17 protein-coding genes, 4 tRNA genes and 1 pseudogene are annotated in these 17,219 nt (G+C 63.4%); 7 read left to right on the top strand and 15 right to left on the bottom strand.

Annotated features, from left to right (window positions below):
* Window positions 1-106: 106 nt before the first annotated feature.
* From yajC to thrS, 10 genes are all read right to left on the bottom strand, one after another.
* Window positions 107-499, bottom strand: a complete 393-nt coding sequence (gene yajC / locus E3T39_RS02735) for a preprotein translocase subunit YajC (RefSeq protein WP_134513192.1) — start codon at window positions 497-499, stop codon at window positions 107-109.
* Window positions 500-612: 113 nt separating this feature from the next.
* Window positions 613-1,647 (bottom strand): Holliday junction branch migration DNA helicase RuvB, encoded by a 1,035-nt coding sequence (gene ruvB, locus E3T39_RS02730; protein WP_134513191.1) that lies wholly within the window; start codon window positions 1,645-1,647, stop codon window positions 613-615.
* Window positions 1,644-2,315 carry a Holliday junction branch migration protein RuvA gene (gene ruvA, locus E3T39_RS02725; RefSeq protein ID WP_134513190.1) on the bottom strand — a complete coding sequence of 224 codons (672 nt, stop codon included), beginning with the start codon at window positions 2,313-2,315 and terminating at the stop codon, window positions 1,644-1,646. Before ruvA ends, ruvB begins: the two co-directional genes overlap by 4 nt.
* Entirely contained in the window at window positions 2,312-2,932 is a 621-nt protein-coding gene (ruvC, locus tag E3T39_RS02720; protein WP_174845085.1) for a crossover junction endodeoxyribonuclease RuvC, read from the bottom strand. Before ruvC ends, ruvA begins: the two co-directional genes overlap by 4 nt.
* A gap of 10 nt (window positions 2,933-2,942) precedes the next feature.
* A complete protein-coding gene (locus E3T39_RS02715; protein WP_104129021.1) occupies window positions 2,943-3,707 on the bottom strand; it encodes a YebC/PmpR family DNA-binding transcriptional regulator in 765 nt (254 codons plus the stop codon).
* A gap of 128 nt (window positions 3,708-3,835) precedes the next feature.
* Complete coding sequence (locus E3T39_RS02710) at window positions 3,836-4,390, bottom strand: DUF1697 domain-containing protein (protein ID WP_134513188.1); 555 nt, start codon at window positions 4,388-4,390, stop codon at window positions 3,836-3,838.
* Window positions 4,391-4,465: 75 nt separating this feature from the next.
* On the bottom strand, window positions 4,466-5,107 hold the full coding sequence (gene pdxT, locus E3T39_RS02705) for a pyridoxal 5'-phosphate synthase glutaminase subunit PdxT (RefSeq protein ID WP_241979465.1): 642 nt from the start codon (window positions 5,105-5,107) through the stop codon (window positions 4,466-4,468).
* Between the two features lie 11 nt (window positions 5,108-5,118).
* Window positions 5,119-6,021 carry a pyridoxal 5'-phosphate synthase lyase subunit PdxS gene (gene pdxS, locus E3T39_RS02700; RefSeq protein WP_134513187.1) on the bottom strand — a complete coding sequence of 301 codons (903 nt, stop codon included), beginning with the start codon at window positions 6,019-6,021 and terminating at the stop codon, window positions 5,119-5,121.
* A gap of 94 nt (window positions 6,022-6,115) precedes the next feature.
* On the bottom strand, window positions 6,116-6,724 hold the full coding sequence (locus E3T39_RS02695) for an HIT family protein (RefSeq protein ID WP_134513186.1): 609 nt from the start codon (window positions 6,722-6,724) through the stop codon (window positions 6,116-6,118).
* A gap of 1 nt (window position 6,725) precedes the next feature.
* Window positions 6,726-8,660, bottom strand: a complete 1,935-nt coding sequence (thrS, locus tag E3T39_RS02690) for a threonine--tRNA ligase (protein ID WP_241979483.1) — start codon at window positions 8,658-8,660, stop codon at window positions 6,726-6,728.
* 226 nt (window positions 8,661-8,886) lie between these two features.
* Between thrS and E3T39_RS02685 the strand changes: the two genes are divergently transcribed.
* A complete protein-coding gene (locus E3T39_RS02685; RefSeq protein WP_166784017.1) occupies window positions 8,887-9,978 on the top strand; it encodes an Ig-like domain-containing protein in 1,092 nt (363 codons plus the stop codon).
* Window positions 9,979-10,056: 78 nt separating this feature from the next.
* Here the strand turns inward: E3T39_RS02685 and E3T39_RS02680 are convergent.
* The 3 genes from E3T39_RS02680 to E3T39_RS02670 form a co-directional block, all read right to left on the bottom strand.
* Window positions 10,057-10,128 (bottom strand) — tRNA-Val (locus E3T39_RS02680).
* A gap of 43 nt (window positions 10,129-10,171) precedes the next feature.
* Window positions 10,172-10,245, bottom strand: a tRNA-Cys gene (locus tag E3T39_RS02675).
* Window positions 10,246-10,303: 58 nt separating this feature from the next.
* Window positions 10,304-10,375 (bottom strand) — tRNA-Gly (locus tag E3T39_RS02670).
* A gap of 200 nt (window positions 10,376-10,575) precedes the next feature.
* Between E3T39_RS02670 and E3T39_RS02665 the strand changes: the two genes are divergently transcribed.
* The 6 genes and pseudogenes from E3T39_RS02665 (at window position 10,576) to E3T39_RS02640 (ending at window position 15,771) form a co-directional block, all read left to right on the top strand.
* A tRNA-Val gene (locus E3T39_RS02665) sits at window positions 10,576-10,648 on the top strand.
* A gap of 460 nt (window positions 10,649-11,108) precedes the next feature.
* Window positions 11,109-11,822, top strand: a complete 714-nt coding sequence (locus E3T39_RS02660; RefSeq protein WP_134513183.1) for a hypothetical protein — start codon at window positions 11,109-11,111, stop codon at window positions 11,820-11,822.
* A gap of 158 nt (window positions 11,823-11,980) precedes the next feature.
* A pseudogene (locus tag E3T39_RS16740) lies at window positions 11,981-12,099 on the top strand (ATP-binding protein); the annotation flags it as partial.
* A 255-nt stretch (window positions 12,100-12,354) separates the two neighbouring features.
* Window positions 12,355-13,752, top strand: a complete 1,398-nt coding sequence (locus tag E3T39_RS02650) for a S8 family peptidase (RefSeq protein WP_198416072.1) — start codon at window positions 12,355-12,357, stop codon at window positions 13,750-13,752.
* A gap of 619 nt (window positions 13,753-14,371) precedes the next feature.
* The gene (locus tag E3T39_RS02645) at window positions 14,372-15,085 is read left to right on the top strand and encodes a M50 family metallopeptidase (protein ID WP_134513182.1); all 714 of its coding nucleotides are present in this window, start codon (window positions 14,372-14,374) and stop codon (window positions 15,083-15,085) included.
* Window positions 15,086-15,120: 35 nt separating this feature from the next.
* Complete coding sequence (locus tag E3T39_RS02640) at window positions 15,121-15,771, top strand: SDR family oxidoreductase (protein WP_134513181.1); 651 nt, start codon at window positions 15,121-15,123, stop codon at window positions 15,769-15,771.
* 53 nt (window positions 15,772-15,824) lie between these two features.
* On the opposite strand, the gene E3T39_RS02635 is transcribed toward E3T39_RS02640, so the two are convergent.
* Together E3T39_RS02635 and E3T39_RS02630 are read right to left on the bottom strand one after the other, a co-directional pair.
* On the bottom strand, window positions 15,825-16,394 hold the full coding sequence (locus E3T39_RS02635) for a hypothetical protein (RefSeq protein ID WP_134513180.1): 570 nt from the start codon (window positions 16,392-16,394) through the stop codon (window positions 15,825-15,827).
* Between the two features lie 70 nt (window positions 16,395-16,464).
* Complete coding sequence (locus E3T39_RS02630; protein ID WP_134513179.1) at window positions 16,465-17,196, bottom strand: YqjF family protein; 732 nt, start codon at window positions 17,194-17,196, stop codon at window positions 16,465-16,467.
* Between the last annotated feature and the right edge of the window lie 23 nt (window positions 17,197-17,219).

Here is a 17,219-nt window from a genome sequence, read left to right as displayed (position 1 = left end):
AGCTTTCTGTTGGCGCCCACGCCGAAATGCGTGGGCGCGCCGCGTGATGCAGTACGTGCGTTGTGTTACCTGTGGTGCCAGGCGAGTAATACCGAAGAATTAGAAACTACGCGTCACCCTTTTTGGGCTGTTCGGTGGTGTCGGTGTCGGTGTCGGCATCGGTAACGCGCTGGCCGAATTCCGGCTCGGTGAGCGAGTCGATGCTATCAACACTGCTGTCCTCCGGAACGTCTTCGACTACCGGCTCCACCACGCGGGCGATGGTCTGACGGTGAATTTCGACGACGACGCCGGGGGCGATCTGCAGTTCGACCTTGTTGGCCTCTTCATCGATGGCGATGATCGTGCCGTACATGCCGAAGTTGGTCATAACGTCGGCGCCAGGAACCATGGTGGCCTGCAGGGCTTCCTGGTCTTTCTTGCGCTTGCGGCCATTGCGGAACATGAAGAAGACCAGAACGGCCAAAACGGCCAACATGATGAGAGTCAATGAATCCATAAAGCTGTATTACCTTTCGATTGCGGCACGAGTGGCCGAAGCTTGTGATGAGGCCCGATTGTGCGGGCAGATACCTTCTGAACTAAGGCTATAGACAGATGAACCAAATTGAATTATAGGTCAAGAAGGGTCGCACTGCCCTGAGGAGGGGTCAGACCGAAATGTTGCCACGCTGCGCTGGTGGCAACCCGCCCTCGCGGGGTGCGCGTGAGGAAGCCTATCCTTACCAGGAACGGCTCGACGACCGCCTCCACCGTTTCGGACTCTTCACCGACCGACACGGCCAGGGTGTTGAGCCCCACCGGCCCTCCCCCGAACCGGGTCAAAATAATCTTCATGACTTCACGGTCGAGGCGGTCGAGGCCGATCGCATCGACGTCATACAGCTCGAGAGCCGCATGCACCGCATTAATGTCGGCCGCTCCCCCGTGCACGAGCGCATAGTCACGTACCCGGCGCAACAGGCGGTTCGCGATGCGCGGTGTGCCGCGGCACCGTCCGGCGATCTCGGCCAGGGCGTCTTTTTTGATCGGCAGGTCAATTAAATGTGCTGCGCGAGCCAAAACTTGTTCGAGCTCGCTCTCAGCGTAGAACTCGAGATGGGCGGTGAAACCGAATCGGTCGCGCAGGGGGTTCGGTAGCAGACCCGAACGGGTGGTGGCACCGACCAGGGTGAACGGTGCCAGGTCGAGCGGAACCGAGGTAGCACCGGCGCCCTTGCCGACCATAATGTCGATGCGAAAGTCCTCCATGGCGAGGTAGAGCATCTCTTCGGCCGACCGTGCCATGCGATGGATTTCATCGATGAACAGCACTTCCCCGGGCACCAGGGATGAAAGCACTGCCGCGAGATCGCCGGCGTGTTGAATGGCCGGACCGCTCGACATGCGCAACGGGCGGTTGCCCTCGTAGGCGACGATCATGGCCAGGGTAGTTTTGCCGAGGCCGGGAGGGCCCGCCAGGAGGATGTGGTCGGGTGTGCGATTCTGCATTGTCGCGGCGGTCAGCAGCAGCTGCAACTGCCCACGCACCTTTTTCTGGCCAACGAATTCGGCCAGACTCGCCGGGCGCAGGGCGCCCTCGAAGGCAAGCTCTGACTCGCTCTCGAGCGAGGGGTTGGTCAACTCGACGCCGGCGTCGGGGTTCACGAGCGACCCGATCCGTTCGACGCCGCGGCAGCGGCAGCGCCCGTGGCGTGGTGCGCGGCCGGGCCCAGGCGGCCGAGGGCCAGCCGGAGCACAGCGGCAACAGCCGGCGGCGCTGAGTCTGTACCGACGCCATCCGCCAGCTCCGACAGGGTCTCGTCGACCGCCTCGGCCGCGACCCGCTCCGACCAGCCGAGGCCGATCAGTGCAGCCTGCACGCTGGCAGCGACCGAGGTGGCCCCTCGCGCGCGGGTTGACGAGGTTGCCGCCGTCACAGCGAGTTTGCCGGCCAGGGAAAGCACTATGAGTTTTGCGGTTTTCGGTCCGATGCCGCTGACCTTGCGGAACACGCCATCGTCATCGCCGGCGACAGCCTGCGCGATCTGGTTGGGGGTGAGAACGGCGAGCACGCCGAGAGCGGACTTGGGGCCCACACCGGTCACACCGACGAGCAGTTCAAAGACCGCGAGCTCATCACCGGTGGGAAAGCCATAGAGCGTGAGCGAATCCTCACGCACGATGAGGATGGTCACCAGCCGGGCTTCCTCGTCGATGCGCAGGCCGAGTGCGGTAGTCGGCGTCACCTGCACGGCGAGGCCGACACCGCCGACCTCGATCACGACGGTTGAGCCTACGGCTGAAAGGACAAGGCCACGTACGGAAGAGATCACCGCTTAAGACTACGGGGCACCGCCGACACTGCTGGCACCGATCCTCGTTCGGCATCGCGCCACGCCTTCTGTGCCGGGGTGAGGGCCCCTGGCGTGGCTGTGGCCGCCTTCACGGAGGCCACGGTCGGCAAAGTGCCACCAGATGCCCCGGTACGCCAGGCGTGGCAAATCGCGAGGGCGAGGGCATCCGCTGCGTCGGCCGGTTTGGGAATCTCGGTTAGCCCGAGGATGCGGGCGACCATTGTGCCGACCTGTTTTTTGTCGGCGGCACCGTAGCCGGTGATGGCTGCCTTCACTTCGCTCGGGGTGTGCAGCGTCACCGGCAGGCCGCGCTTCGCGGCGAGCAGCAGGGCGACCCCGCTGATCTGCGCCGTGCCCATGACGGTGCGCACGTTGTGCTGGGCGAAGACGCGTTCAATGGCAATGAACTGCGGTCGATGGCGGTCGAGCATGTCTTCCAGACCCTCGGCCAGAAGCAGCAGCCGCCGTTCGAGGGGCAGGTCGGGTGCGCTGCGCAGCACGGTCACGTCCACCAGGCGAGCCGAGCGGTTACCCTCAACGTCGACCACGCCCACACCGCAACGGGTGAGGCCCGGGTCGATGCCGAGAACCCGCACCGCCATCGAATTACTCGGACTCGCTCGCGAGTGCGGCCTGTACTTCGGCCGACAGGTCGTAGTTGGAGTACACGTTCTGCACGTCGTCGAGGTCTTCCATTGCGTCGATCAGGTGAAACACCTTACGGGCAGTTTCTGCGTCGACCTCGATCTTGAGCGAGGGAATGAACGCAATGTCCGCCGACTCATAGTCGATTCCGGCGGCTTGCAGCGCGGTACGGGTGGCGACGAGGTCGCTCACATTCGAGTGAATCTCGAAGGTCTCACCCTCGTCTATGACCTCTTCGGCGCCGGCATCGAGAACGGCAAGCATGATGTCGTCTTCGGTCAGCGTCGGCAGGTGCTTGACCACAACGACGCCCTTGCGGTGAAAGTTGTAGGCGACGCTGCCCGGATCGGCCATGGCTCCGCCGTTGCGGGCCATCGCGGTGCGCACCTCGGCCGCGGCGCGGTTTTTATTGTCGGTGAGGCACTCGATCATGATCGCGACACCGTGCGTGGCGTAGCCCTCGTACATGATGGTCGTGTAGTCGACCTGCTCGCCAGACAGTCCAGCGCCGCGTTTGACCGCGCGGTCGATGTTGTCGTTGGGTACCGAGGTCTTCTTGGCCTTCTGAATGGCGTCGACCAACGTCGGGTTACCCGAGAGGTCAGCGCCACCCAGTCGGGCCGCGACCTCGATGTTCTTGATGAGCTTGGCGAACGCCTTGGCCCGCCTCGAGTCGGTGACCGCTTTCTGGTGCTTGGTGGTGGCCCATTTGGAATGCCCGGACATACATCTCCCGTTGTTGTGCTCGATCGTTCACTGTGGTGCAGCAGGTACCGGCGGCCCGTGGCCAATTGGCCGTTACGCTGCGGCCGGTGGCAGTGCGTGGTCGGTGCACGCGTAGGTGCCGAACCAGTCTATCCCGGTGTGAGTTCCAGCAGCTTGTGCAGGGTGTGCAGGTTCCGGGTGGTCGTCGTGTCGCGGTACTTAAGCTTGGCACTCTTTTTGCTGAAAGCACTTTTGATACCGACCGACTTGCGAACCTCCCAGTACAGCACGCCGTGGCCGAGTTCGATGCGTTCCTCGGCGGCCTCAAGTTCTTTGCGGTGTCCGGCGAGCTCGCTGAGGTGTCCAGGGTCGGAGGAGAACATCACATACGGATGCCAGCCGTCGCGGTCCGTGTCGAAGGGGTACGCGCGAACGATCCGGTCGAGGGATTCAGCGTCGACGAGCACGATCCACGCCTCGTATTCAAACCGAGCGGTCAGAGCCCCCTCGATGCGGGCCTTGAGGGCGGCGGCATCCGCTTTATCAACGAGCGGACTGTCGATGCTGAAGATCACATTGCCGCTCGCCAGTACCGTTTTGACGTCGGTGTAACCGAGGTCGTGGAAGGTATCGGCAAGATCAGCCATTGCTATGGTGATGCCGTTGACGTTGATGCCACGGAGTAGTGCTACATAACGGGTCATCGTTGACCACCGGTTGTCTGAGTCATGTCTGAACCCTAGCCACACTCTCGCGCCCGGCACAATTGAGCCGACTACTCACCGGGCGGCGGCGACCAGTTTCTGTAGAAAATACTGGTGAAAACGATATTCTCCGGTGATTTCCGGATGAAAAGAAGTTCCGAGCAGGTTGCCCTGCTGCACGGCGACGCAGCGCCCGTCGTCGAGGGTGGCCAGCGCGGTGGCCCGCGGACCGACGGTCTCCACGACCGGAGCCCGAATGAACACGGCGTGAACCGGCTTCACCCCGAGCGCTGGAATGTCGAGGTCGGTTTCGAAAGAGGCCGTCTGCGGGCCGAAAGCGTTGCGGCGCACCGCGATGTCGAGTCCGCCGAGACTCTGCTGCCCGTTCATACCGTCGAGAATCGTGTCGGCGAGCATGATCAGGCCGGCGCAGGTGCCGTAAACCGGCAGTCCGCCCCGGATAGCAGCCCGCAACGGCTCGGCGAGGCCGAACGTGCGGGCCAGCTTGTCCATGACGCTCGATTCGCCGCCCGGAATGACCAGACCATCGATTTGGTCGAGTTCTTCCGGGCGGCGCACCAGGTCGACGTTCGCTCCGAGTTCACGCAACACCTGCGCGTGTTCGCGAAAATCCCCTTGAAGTGCGAGCACCCCGACCCGCAGCCCTGGCGGTACAGCGGTTTCAGCCGGCCCGGTACCCACGGAGAGAATCGCCACGAACGGCCCGGCTACCAGCCGCGGCTGGCGAGGCGGTGCGGCGCGGGGATATCGGACACGTTAATACCGACCATGGCCTCACCGAGGCCACGCGAGACATCCGCGATGACCTTGGCGTCATCGTAGAACGTGACGGCCTTGACGATGGCCGCAGCGCGCTGCTCGGGGTTGCCAGCCTTGAAGATGCCGGAGCCGACGAACACCCCGTCAGCACCGAGCTGCATCATCATGGCAGCGTCGGCCGGCGTGGCCACGCCCCCGGCCGTGAACAGCACGACGGGCAGCTTGCCGGTCGAGGCGATCTCGGCGACGAGCTCGTAGGGCGCCTGCAGTTCCTTGGCGGCCACGTACAGTTCGTCGCGGCTCATCGAGGTGAGACGCTTGATCTCGCCGTTGATCGTGCGGATGTGCTTGGTGGCTTCGGAGACGTCGCCGGTTCCGGCCTCGCCCTTGGAGCGAATCATCGCGGCACCCTCGGTGATGCGGCGGAGCGCCTCACCGAGGTTGGTGGCGCCGCAGACGAAGGGAATGGTGAAGTTCCATTTGTCGATGTGGTTCAGGTAGTCGGCCGGGCTGAGTACCTCGGACTCGTCGATGTAGTCGACGCCGAGCACCTCGAGAATTTGGGCTTCGACGAAGTGGCCGATGCGGGCCTTCGCCATGACCGGAATGTTGACCTCGGCGATGATGCTGTCGATGAGGTCGGGGTCGCTCATGCGGGCCACGCCCCCCTGCGAACGGATGTCGGCGGGAACGCGTTCGAGAGCCATGACGGCGACAGCGCCGGCGTCTTCAGCAATACGAGCCTGGGCAGCGGTGACGACGTCCATGATGACGCCGCCCTTGAGCATTTCGGCGAGTCCACGCTTGACGCGGCTCGAGCCGAACTGCTCGGCGGAGGTTGATTCAGTCATAACTACGATCCTATTCCTTGCACGGTGGTGGTCTGGTCGGAGGGGTCTTAGGGAAGCGACCGGGCACCAGCACGCTGCCCGGTCGAAGGAGAGGCTAGAGGGCGGCTGCAGCCGCGGGCGTGGCTCCGGGCCAGCCCGCGGCAATCTCGCGACGCACATCGCCGAGCAGACGCGGAATGGCCTTGGTGCCGGCAATAATGGGGAAGAAATTCGAATCGAGTGCCCAGCGGGGCACGATGTGCTGGTGCAGGTGCTCGGCAATGCCGGCCCCGGCGATGCGCCCCTGATTCATACCGATGTTGAATCCGTCACAGTTCGACACCTCGGTGAGCACCCGCATCGCGATCTGAGTGAGCTCGCCGATCTCGGCGATCTCCTCCGGTGTGGCCTGGTCGTAGGTGGCGACGTGCCGATACGGGCAGACGAGTACGTGGCCGCTGTTGTACGGAAACAGGTTGAGGAGAACGTAGGCGTGGGTGCCGCGCGCCACGATCAGTGCCTTCTCGTCGTCCAGTGTGGGCGCGATGCAGAACGGGCAGTCATCGGCGTGCGGCTGCTGTCCGTCCTGGATGTAGACCATCCGATGCGGCGTCCAGAGCCGTTGGAAGGCATCCGGAACCGTAGCGAACTCGGCTGCGGTTTCGGTCGCACCCGCGTCGACAGCGTCGGAGCCACTTAGCCGATCGGCCGGAATTCCCGTCATGCTAGGCCTGTACTTCGGACGCGACCGGGCTCGTGGTGATCTGGGCGCGGGTCTCGATCGATTCCACGATGAGACGCACGGCCTCATTGATCGGCACTCCATTTTGCTGCGTACCGTCGCGGAAGCGAAAGCTCACCGCGCCGTTGGCCTGGTCGTCTTCGCCGACGATGAGCTGGTATGGCACCTTCGCCTTGGTGTGGGTGCGGATCTTCTTCTGCATGCGGTCGTCGGAATGGTCGACCTCAGCGCGCACTCCGCCCTTCTTCAGGGTGGCGATCACGTCATCGAGGTACGGGCCGTACTGCTCGGAGACGGGGATGCCGACAACCTGCACCGGGGCCAGCCAGACCGGGAACGCCCCGGCGTAGTGCTCGGTGAGCACCGCGAAGAAGCGCTCGATCGAGCCGAACAGGGCGCGGTGGATCATGACCGGGCGCTGGCGGCTGCCGTCGTTCGCGGTGTATTCGAGGTCGAACCGTTCTGGCAGGTTGAAGTCGAGCTGAATGGTCGACATCTGCCAGGTGCGCCCGATGGCGTCTCGGGCCTGAACCGAGATCTTGGGACCGTAGAACGCTGCTCCGCCCGGGTCGGCGACCAAATCGAGACCGGATGCCTCGGCGACCTCACGGAGCGTCTCGGTGGCTTCGTCCCAGGCGTCGTCGCTGCCGACGAACTTTTTCGGGTCTTTCGTGGACAGTTCGAGGTAGTAGTCCTCGAGGCCGTAGTCGGCGAGCAGCTGCAGCACGAAATTGAGGGTGCTGGTGAGCTCCTCTTTCATGCCTTCCTTGGTCGTGTAGATGTGGGCGTCGTCCTGGGTCATGCCGCGCACCCGGGTGAGGCCGTTGAGCACGCCGGACTTTTCGTAGCGGTAGACCGAGCCGAATTCGAACAGGCGCATCGGCAGGTCGCGGTAGCTGCGGCCGCTCGACTTGAAGATGAGGTTGTGGAACGGGCAGTTCATCGGCTTGAGGTAGTAGTCGACGCCTTGGCGGGTGACATGGCCGGTCTCGTCACGTTCCTCGTCGAGGTGCATCGGAGGGAACATGCCTTCGCGGTACCAGTCGAGGTGGCCCGAGGTTTCGAACAGGGTTGACTTGGTGATGTGCGGCGAGTAGACGAAGTCGTAGCCGGCTTCAACGTGGCGCTTGCGTGAGTAGCTCTCCATCTCCTGCCGAATGATGCCGCCCTTGGGGTGGAACACGGCCAGGCCGGAACCGATCTCCTCGGGAAAGCTGAACAGGTCGAGTTCGGCGCCGAGCTTGCGATGATCGCGCTTGGCGGCCTCTTCCTGGCGGGTTTGGTAGGCGCGCAGTTCGTCCTTGGTGGGCCAGGCGGTGCCATAGATGCGCTGCAGCTGCGGGTTCTTCTCGGAGCCGCGCCAGTACGCGGCAGCCAGGCGGGTGAGCGAGTAGCCGTTGCCGATCATGCGGGTGTTGGGCAGGTGCGGGCCGCGGCAGAGATCTTTCCAGAGAGTCTCCCCCGTCTTCGGGTCGACGTTGTCGTAGATGGTGAGTTCGGCGCCGCCGACCTCGACCGACTCGTTGTCTTCGGTGGTGGAGCCGCCCTTCAGCCCGATGAGTTCGAGCTTGTACGGTTCGGCGGCCAGTTCAGCACGGGCCTCGTCATCGGTCACGACGCGGCGCACAAAACGTTGGCCCTGACGAATGATGCGATCCATCGCCTTTTCGAGCGACTTCACGTCATCGGGGGTGAACGACACGTCGACGTCGAAGTCGTAATAAAAACCATCGGTGATGGGCGGCCCGATGCCGAGCTTGGCGGTCGGGTTCACCGTCTGCACCGCTTGGGCCAGAACGTGGGCGGCTGAGTGGCGCAGGATGCTGAGGCCGTCGGGAGAATTTATGCTGACCGGTTCGACAGCATCCGTCGGCAACACTGCGGCCGCCAGATCTTTCAACTCACCATTGACGCGCATTGCGACAATGGATCGGTCGGTGAAAAGCGCAAAGCCGTCAGCCACGTGTATAACTCCCTGTTGTTTGCCTACCCGTCAACTTTAGCGGCGCGTACAGCGCTATTCGTCGGCCAACCGATCGCGAGCCCACCGTATGACCCCTGCGCACTACTCTTCGCGCGGTTTTGGGAGTACTTTGTCCGTAATTTGGGGGGCCCAAGCACCACCGGACGTAAAGAAGCCAGACATGACACCTGAACCGAACCACTCCCCTATCCGCGCTGGCGCCAACCACTTCTGTCACCTGCCCGCACTGGTGATCTCGGCTGTGCTCGGTGCACTCATTGTGGCGCCGGCAGCATCGGCGGCAACGGATGCCCCGGCGCTTTCCACGGGGCGGGGCACGGTCACTATCGTGGCCGGCGCCTACGACATCTACTTCGCCGGTGGCCACGCATCCGTCTATGGCGAAATCACGCCGGTCGCCCCCGCCACTGCCTCCCCGACGGGAACCGTTCGGGTCGTCTCGCTAGAGCCGGGCAACCCCACCGACACGCCAGTGCTGTTTCCCTTCGACGAGAACGCCGGGTTCGGACCCGGCTCAGGGTTCTACTCCGGCGCGCAGCCGAGCAAGGCCGGTACGCGCCAGTTTCGAGTGGACTACCTCGGGGATAGAAATTTTGCTCCGGCCTCGAAAACCTTCGACTACTTCGTGCCGACCGGACCCGATACGAAGACGACCCTGACCGCGAAGCCGTCCGGAACCATCACGGCCGGGCAGCGCATCACCTTCACCGCAAACGTCACGGACAGTCAGGGACGAGCCCTAAACGGTGATCGTTCCGGCGAGGAGATCACCTTCTATGACAATGGCCGACCGCTGGTCGGAGATCAGGTATTCGGGGACTGGCACTCCACCATCACCACGGCGAGCTTGTCGGTGGGCGTGCACCGCATCACCGCCGAAAGTTTCGCCGTGTTCTACGATTCGTCGACGTCGCCAGTGGTGACGGTCACGGTTCTGGCGAAGACCGCCGCTGCCGCCAAGGTCGCCGGAACGCTGACCGTGTCGCCGAGAGGTGAGGTCAGTGTCGGCACCGCCGTCACGGCTGTGGCGAAATTCGCTCCGCGCTCCGGCACCGCCGTGGTAACCGGTTTCGTGCAGTTCTACGACCTGACAACGAAGGTCGGCAGCAAGGTGGCGCTGCGCAACGGTTCAGCCACGTTCACGTACACGTCGCTCAAGGTCGGCACTCACGCGCTGGTAGCCCGCTACCTGGGCACGCCGAAATTCGCTCAGACGTTTACCCTGCCGAAAATCGTACGGGTAATTCGGTAGCAGAAATAGCGCGCCGAGGCTTCTGGGCAGAAAAAAACCCCGGAAGACCGGGGTTCTCGTTCAGCTGGACATGCTTTGTGGGCGATACTGGGATCGAACCAGTGACCTCTTCCGTGTCAGGGAAGCGCGCTACCGCTGCGCCAATCGCCCAAGGTTCTGGGAGCTATCTATTCTTCAGGACGTGCACAAAGAATGGAGGTGGATACGGGATTCGAACCCGTGTTAACGGCTTTGCAGGCCGCTGCCTCGCCTCTCGGCCAATCCACCATATGGGTTCATACCAAACGAATTGGAACCGGTCTTTCGACCGATTCCAGTTCATTCGAGCGGATGACGAGATTCGAACTCGCGACCCTCACCTTGGCAAGGTGATGCGCTACCACTGCGCCACATCCGCAACTGTCCGCATTTCTGCGTACTTGGAGACTCTAGCCGAATAGCGAGACGGAAACCAAACCGAGCCGTTTACGGCGTGTTGCGTCGGTCGGTATGCAGCGCGCGCCACACCGGTAAGCGGTGTCGATGTGCGCCGACGCGCCGGTCTGGGCTAGTATCAAAAGCCGCAAGACAAGCTTCGCTTTTCGTGCGAGAAGAATTGGGCGATTGGCGCAGCTGGTAGCGCGCTTCCTTCACACGGAAGAGGTCGTGGGTTCAAGTCCCGCATCGCCCACAGAAAAAAACCCCCGGTCAGCGGGGGTTTTTTCTTGCCCGGATGCCGCTTTTCGACCGCGAAAATGGGCCTGAAAAAGCGCTGAAAAAACACGAAGCATACTGAACCTTGTTTTGTGCGTCTTTTCGCTTTCGCTTATCGGGTAAAAAATCACCTCCTACCTCTGAGCTCGAGTCCGAGGGAGAGAAATCACCACCCCGGAAACGCCCCTCGTCCCGCAGAGTGTTCCTCTCGCGGGCCCCCCTGTCCGTCCGAAACGCGGCCCAAGCTCACGGCGCACGTTGAAGAGCCTGCATCAGAGCCAAGCCCAGGCAGAGTTCTCGCACACGCGACCGCACCTGTCGAATTGTCCAACGAGCTGGGGCAGTGCAAAACTCAAACTTAAGCAGTGGGCCGCTAAGGCAGCCGACGACGTCATCTCAACGCGGAGAAGGCGACGAAAAAATACCAGGGGGATCCTATGAAACGTGTGACATTCGTATTGGCCGCAGCGACCGCGGCTGTTGTCTTGTCCGGCTGCCAGGCAGAGCAACCCGTCGCACCTAACTCATCAGCGTCAGCCTCTTCAACTCCCTCCCAGACGAATGAACCCACTGAGCAGGAATCTGCTCAGGCGTGGGCGGACGAGACATTCGGAACGTTCGAGGCTTTCACGGTCACCGGTAACGGTGCTGATGAAATTGTCTTTCCCGACGGTGCTAAATCTGGCTTTTACACGATCACGTGGGCGCCCGGCCACTGGGCTAATGAGGACTCCTATGCGCAGGTTTATGGGGAGGACGGCACCTTCCAGGAGGCCGGAACGGCGGACTACCAGGGCGATTCCGCCAGCGTGGCCTATGGCTTGGACCCCACCGTTGGCCCGGCGGGCTGGATAGGCGTCGAGGCCGGTGCGGGTGACTGGTCCATTACCGTGGCGCCGATTTCGGCGCTTCCGGCTCTGCCGGACACCGGAGGCTACGACGCCTATTTGTACGCGGGCGCTGAGCAACCGGAAGTTTTCTCGTCCACGAACTCGGGGCGGGTCAGCGTACGACAGTTCAACGGCATTGATCCGACCGACAGCATCCTTCCTCAGCAGGACTTCACCGCTGTTGGCACTCTCCTCGCTGGCCCCAGCGTCGTCAACGTCCAGCTGGAAAGCGTGAGCCCTTGGACGCGATCCACAAAATAGCACGGGCGACACGACCTGATCAGCGGCCGGTTCGGTCTATGGGACCGCGAATCACGCGCAACAGAGGGTGTCCAGTTAGATGAACGCCGGCGAGCTACTCGAGGCGATCGACGCCCAGGACGAGACGCACAGCATCGACTTGCTCGACGAGTGCGACCCTGAACCGGCAGCTCCTGGCCCTGCTCGGCACCTGCCCTTCGTGGGCCGGCAGCAGAAGGTCGTCTTCCAAGGGTTCACCGGGTCGGGGAAGTCGTATCTGGGTGGCGCGCTGCCCAGGGCGGATAGGACGGCGAGGCTGGGCTCGGGCATCGCGTGGAGGCGCGGCAGGAAGCAGAGGGCGGTGCCACTGACCCCGAAGGCTGAACATTGGGCTGTATCACAGCAGCCCGCGAAGCGCAGTCCCCCAATGAGCCGACGTGTGATCATCTGCGGCAAGTCATACCTTTCATTGCACCTGTGTTGAACGTTCAATATGGGCAAAGTCATTGGTGACTACTTGGCAATCCACTACCCACAAGGAAAAGGATTTTTCATGCTAAAACGATTTTCGGAACAGATGCGTCTCAAGCTCTTCACCGCAGCGGCTGCCTCGTCGGCGATCCTGATCGGCATGACCGGACTGGCCCTGAGCACGCCCGCTTCGGCCGCTCCCGCCCCGCAAGCCAACGGTACCGCTGCGGCCGCAGTCCCCGACGAGCTCGTCGTCGGCTACGTGGCCGGCGCCTCCGCCGACCAGCGCGAGCGTGCCCGCGGGCACGCTTCGGCCCACTTCGCCGAGCGGATCGTCGCCGCTGCCGCCGACCGCACCGAGGTCGAGCTCGTCCGCCTGCCACAGGGTAAGAACCTGAACCAGGCGATCGCACAACTGCGCAGCGACCCCGCCGTCGCCTACGCCGAGCCGAACTACGTCCTGACCCACCAGGCCACCGCCACCGACCCCATCTTCACCAGCACCAATACCTCCCAGGACCTCTGGGGCATGTACGGCGACGCCTCGACCCCCGCCAACGCCTACGGCAGCCAGGCCGCCGAGGCCTGGACCGCCGGCCACACGGGGTCGAAGAGCGTCTACGTCGGGATCATCGACGAGGGCATCCAGTACACCCACCCCGAGCTCTCCGGGCAGGTCTGGACCAACCCCTACGAGACCGCAGCTGACGGCGTGGACAACGACGGCAACGGCTACGTCGACGACGTCAACGGCTGGGACTTCGCCAACAGCAACAACACCATCTATGACGGTGGCTCCAGAGGCTCGCTCGACAACCACGGCACGCACGTGTCCGGGACCATCGGCGCCAAGGCCAACAACGGGCAAGGCGTAGCCGGCATGAACTGGGACGTGACCCTGATCAGCGGCAAGTTCCTCGGCCGCCAGGGCGGATCCCTGGCCGACGCGGTCAAGTCGGTCGACTACTTCACCGACCTCAAGACCCGCCACGGCCTGAACATCGTGGCGACCAACAACAGCTGGGGCGGCGGCGCCTTCTCCCAGACCCTGCTCGACGCCATCACGCGCGCCAACGCCGCGAACATCCTGTTCGTCGCGGCCGCCGGCAACAGCGGCACGAACAACGACACGACGGCGTCCTACCCGTCCAACTACGACGTCGCCAACGTCATCGCAGTCGCCGCCATCGACCGCAATGGGGCGCTGGCGTCCTTCAGCCAGTACGGCGCCACGACCGTCGACCTCGGCGCCCCCGGAGTCGGTGTCTGGTCGACGACCGCCTTCAACACCTACTCGTCCTACAACGGCACCTCAATGGCCACGCCACACGTCACGGGCGCGGCCGCCCTCTACGCCTCCACGCACCCCGGTGCGACAGCGGCGCAGATCAAGAGCGCGATCCTGAGCTCGGTCGTCCCGACGGCCTCCCTCAGCGGCAAGACGCTCACCGGCGGACGGCTCAACGTCAGCGGCTTCTGACCTAGAAGACGGTCAGCGGGTGTGGTCGGGGCGAGAGCCCGGACCACACCCGCTTCTCGTTGCCGAGCGCCGTCTCCAAGACTCACTGACAGTTCACGACACCACGCTCAACAACGGGCTCGTTGTACACCACGTCCGTGGACTCAACCAGCCGTCATTGCGGCTCTTCTCAGTTTGGTGTTCGGCGCCACAGCGGCGTGTGCCAATCACTCATGGGGCGGCTATCACTGGGCTCGAACCAGTAACCCGTGCACGTTGAAACTCGGCGACAATGTGACCTCTGCCTGGCGACCACGTCAAGTGATTGGACCCAATCGCATGTTCTCCCTCTCTGTCAGGCTGAGATGAGACACCCCGTTCGTTGAGGGGTGACCTTTTGAGAAGGCGGGGATCGGACATAATCATGTTGAATCCACAAGCCCCAGAACCATCGCTGGTCGATGACCGGGAGGGTGTTTTGGTTTAGTACGAGGCGGCTCCTCATGGGGAGAAGTCCGCAGGGCTGCGGCGTGAGGATCTGAGCCCTGACGTTAATCGCGCCCAGATCATCCACAGCCCCCTGCTCGGCAACGTTGAGGCTGATCACCTCTCGCGGCCGGGGCAACCTAGTCTGAGAGACATGGACGTGCTTCTCGACATCTGGCAACGCATGACGACACCGCATCCCGCACTGGAGCCGCTGACCGCCTGGCTGACCGTGACAGCAGCCGCTCTGATCGTGCTCTTCCCCCCGCTGTGGCGCCTCGCCCGCCACGGCATCACGATCGTGCACGAAGGCGGGCACGGTGTCGTGGCCGTGCTGAGCGGTCGGCGGCTGGGCGGCATCCGCCTGCATTCGGACACTTCCGGGCTCACCGTGAGTCGCGGACGCCCGACTGGCCCCGGCATGATTTTCACCCTGCTGGCCGGCTACCCGGCCGCCGCGCTGCTCGGCCTCGGCGCGGCCTGGTTGCTTGGTCGGGGCTACGACGTGGGCCTCTTGTGGGTACTTCTCCTGCTGCTGGCATTGCTGCTCGTGCAGATTCGCAACTGGTTCGGGCTCTGGTCGGTTGCCGTCACCGGCACCGTGGTGTTCGGTGTCTCCTGGTTTGGGTCGCCCCAGGTTCAGGGTGTCTTTGCATTGCTCGTCACCCTGGTTCTCCTTTTTGGTTCGCTGCGCACGTCCCTCGAACTGCAGCAGTCCCGGTCGCGCCGGTCCGGCTCCTCGTCGGACGCCGATCAGTTGGCGAGGCTCACCCACATTCCTGGTATTTTCTGGGTGACCGTTTTCATCGCCGTGCAACTGGTCTGCGTGGCGCTAAGCGCGCGACTGCTCGGCTTTGTTCAAATCTAAGACTCGCTTTCAGTCAATCGTGACAGGCTAAACACATGACAAAAATTGCGATAATCGGCGGACACGGAAAAGTTGCCCTCCACCTGGCCCGTTTGCTCACGACTGCGGGACACGAGGTCTCCTCGCTCATCCGCAACCCCGAACACGCCGAAGACGTCACGGCGACCGGCGCAGCGCCGCTCGTAGCGGATGTCGAGCACCTCTCCGCAGACGAGATGGCCGCCGCCCTTGCCGGGCACGATGCGGTGGTCTGGTCCGCCGGCGCCGGCGGAGGAAGCGCAGAGCGCACCTACGCGGTGGACCGGGACGCGGCCATCCGCTCAATGGACGCGGCCGCCCAAGCCGGTGTCGACCGCTACGTGATGGTGTCGTACCAGGGGTCACGTGCCGACCATGGCGCCTCCCCCGACGACGGCATGTTCGCCTATTACGAGGCCAAGGCGGCCGCCGACGACTATCTGCGGGCCACGTCGCTGAACTGGACCATTCTCGGACCGAGCACCTTGACCCTGAACACCGCGACGGGCTCCATCAACGTGGGCTCCGATGCGAGTGGTGACACCTCACGGGAGAACGTGGCGCTCGTCGCCGCGGCCGTGCTGGCCAACGAAAACACCGTCGGCGCGTTCATCGAATTCACCGATGGCGATGTGCCGATCGGCGAGGCCATAGCCGCTATCCGCTAACGGGCTCGGCAGCTGACGGGCTCGGCAGCTGACGGGCTCGGCAGCTGACGGGCTCAGAAGCCGAAATCTCCACCGAAGTCGCCGCCACCGAAATCTCCGCCGGCGTCGCCACCCGCATCACTTGCGGGGTCGGCGTTGGTTTCGGTGTTCGCGTCCGCGCTGGCATCCGTGCCGCCGCCGTCCATCGGCATAAAGGCGCTCACCAGTGCCGAACCAATGACGAATCCGGCTACGGTACCGAGCAGTGAGCTGCCCATCATGCCGCCGAAGCCCATCCCGTTCTGGTTACCGAACGAACGGTTCAACGTGCCGGGCTGACGCAGTTCGGCCCGGGTCGCGGCCTGGGCGAGCGTGGCCGGTGCGGCGTCCGCTGGGCGCTCGCTGGGTTCGACGTTCTCGGTGAGTTGGCGAAAGAGAATGTCGCGTTGCTCGTCGGTCAGCTTCGAGAACGCCTCGGTATGCACCGCTTCGATGGTTTCGGGTGGAGCTGTGCGCAGCAGGTACTGGTACCGCTCGACCGCGATCTCATCCTCGCTGCGCGCGGGGGCGCTGGTCGGCCGGTGTGACCGATCGTCTGTGGGGGATTGCTCCTTGCGGCCCAGCAGAAAGTCAAGAAAACCCATGGTTTACTACTCCTTTTGTGCATTCGTCTGTGATCAACATTTTTTCAGATCTTTCTGAGTGTTGGCGTCGTCAGTTTCCCCGGCCGAACCAGGTCGTGACGCCGGGCGAATAGAGCACAGAATCGGGTGCGCGATCGGCGAGGCCGGAGAAACCGGCCACGGCCAACAGGGTGTCATCGAGTCTGACCAGCTCGGCTTTGAACAATGGCCACGGCTCGTGGTGGTTGCGCAAATGCACGGTCCGACCACGGATGCTCGTGAACAACGCCCATCGTGCGGTGAGAAAATCTGACAACGGATCATCAACGACGGCGATTGAACCGGGTCGGACCACGATCTCTGTGCGTGTGGTGCGGTTACCGTGTCGCGTCGAGTTGTATCGGTACTGGCCGGAATCGACCGTCAGACGGGTGCGCGACCAGACGTAGGGCAACGAGAACAGGGCGCGGGCGGCCAGCACGGCCGCGAGGCGACCGGCCTCCAGCGACACAAACACGACACCGCGACGGCCCTCGGAGTCGACTGCATAGAGGCGCACATTCACTTCGACGAAGGTGCCGAAGTACGGAATCGGAGGGCTCCCGAGAATGGTCGCGCGATCGAGCACAAATGGAATCAGGCCGACCCAGCTCGACCCGTCGTGTTCGTCGGGTACGAGCCCTTTCGGCAGCAGCCCGGCAACCAGAGCAGCATCCACTCGCCAGTGCAGAAACACCAGGTGCGACCAGCGCTGGCTCGCCGCGGCCCGTCCGGCGAGGGGTGGTGCGATCGCCGAAATGGGATGGGCTTCGGCGTTCGCCATGTATGTCCACCCTCTCGTTCTGC

The sequence above is a fragment of the Cryobacterium suzukii genome (assembly GCF_004403185.1).
GTDB lineage: Bacteria > Actinomycetota > Actinomycetes > Actinomycetales > Microbacteriaceae > Cryobacterium > Cryobacterium suzukii.
Note: the sequence above shows the minus strand (reverse complement) of the source record. Positions and strands in the feature narration are given on the sequence as shown.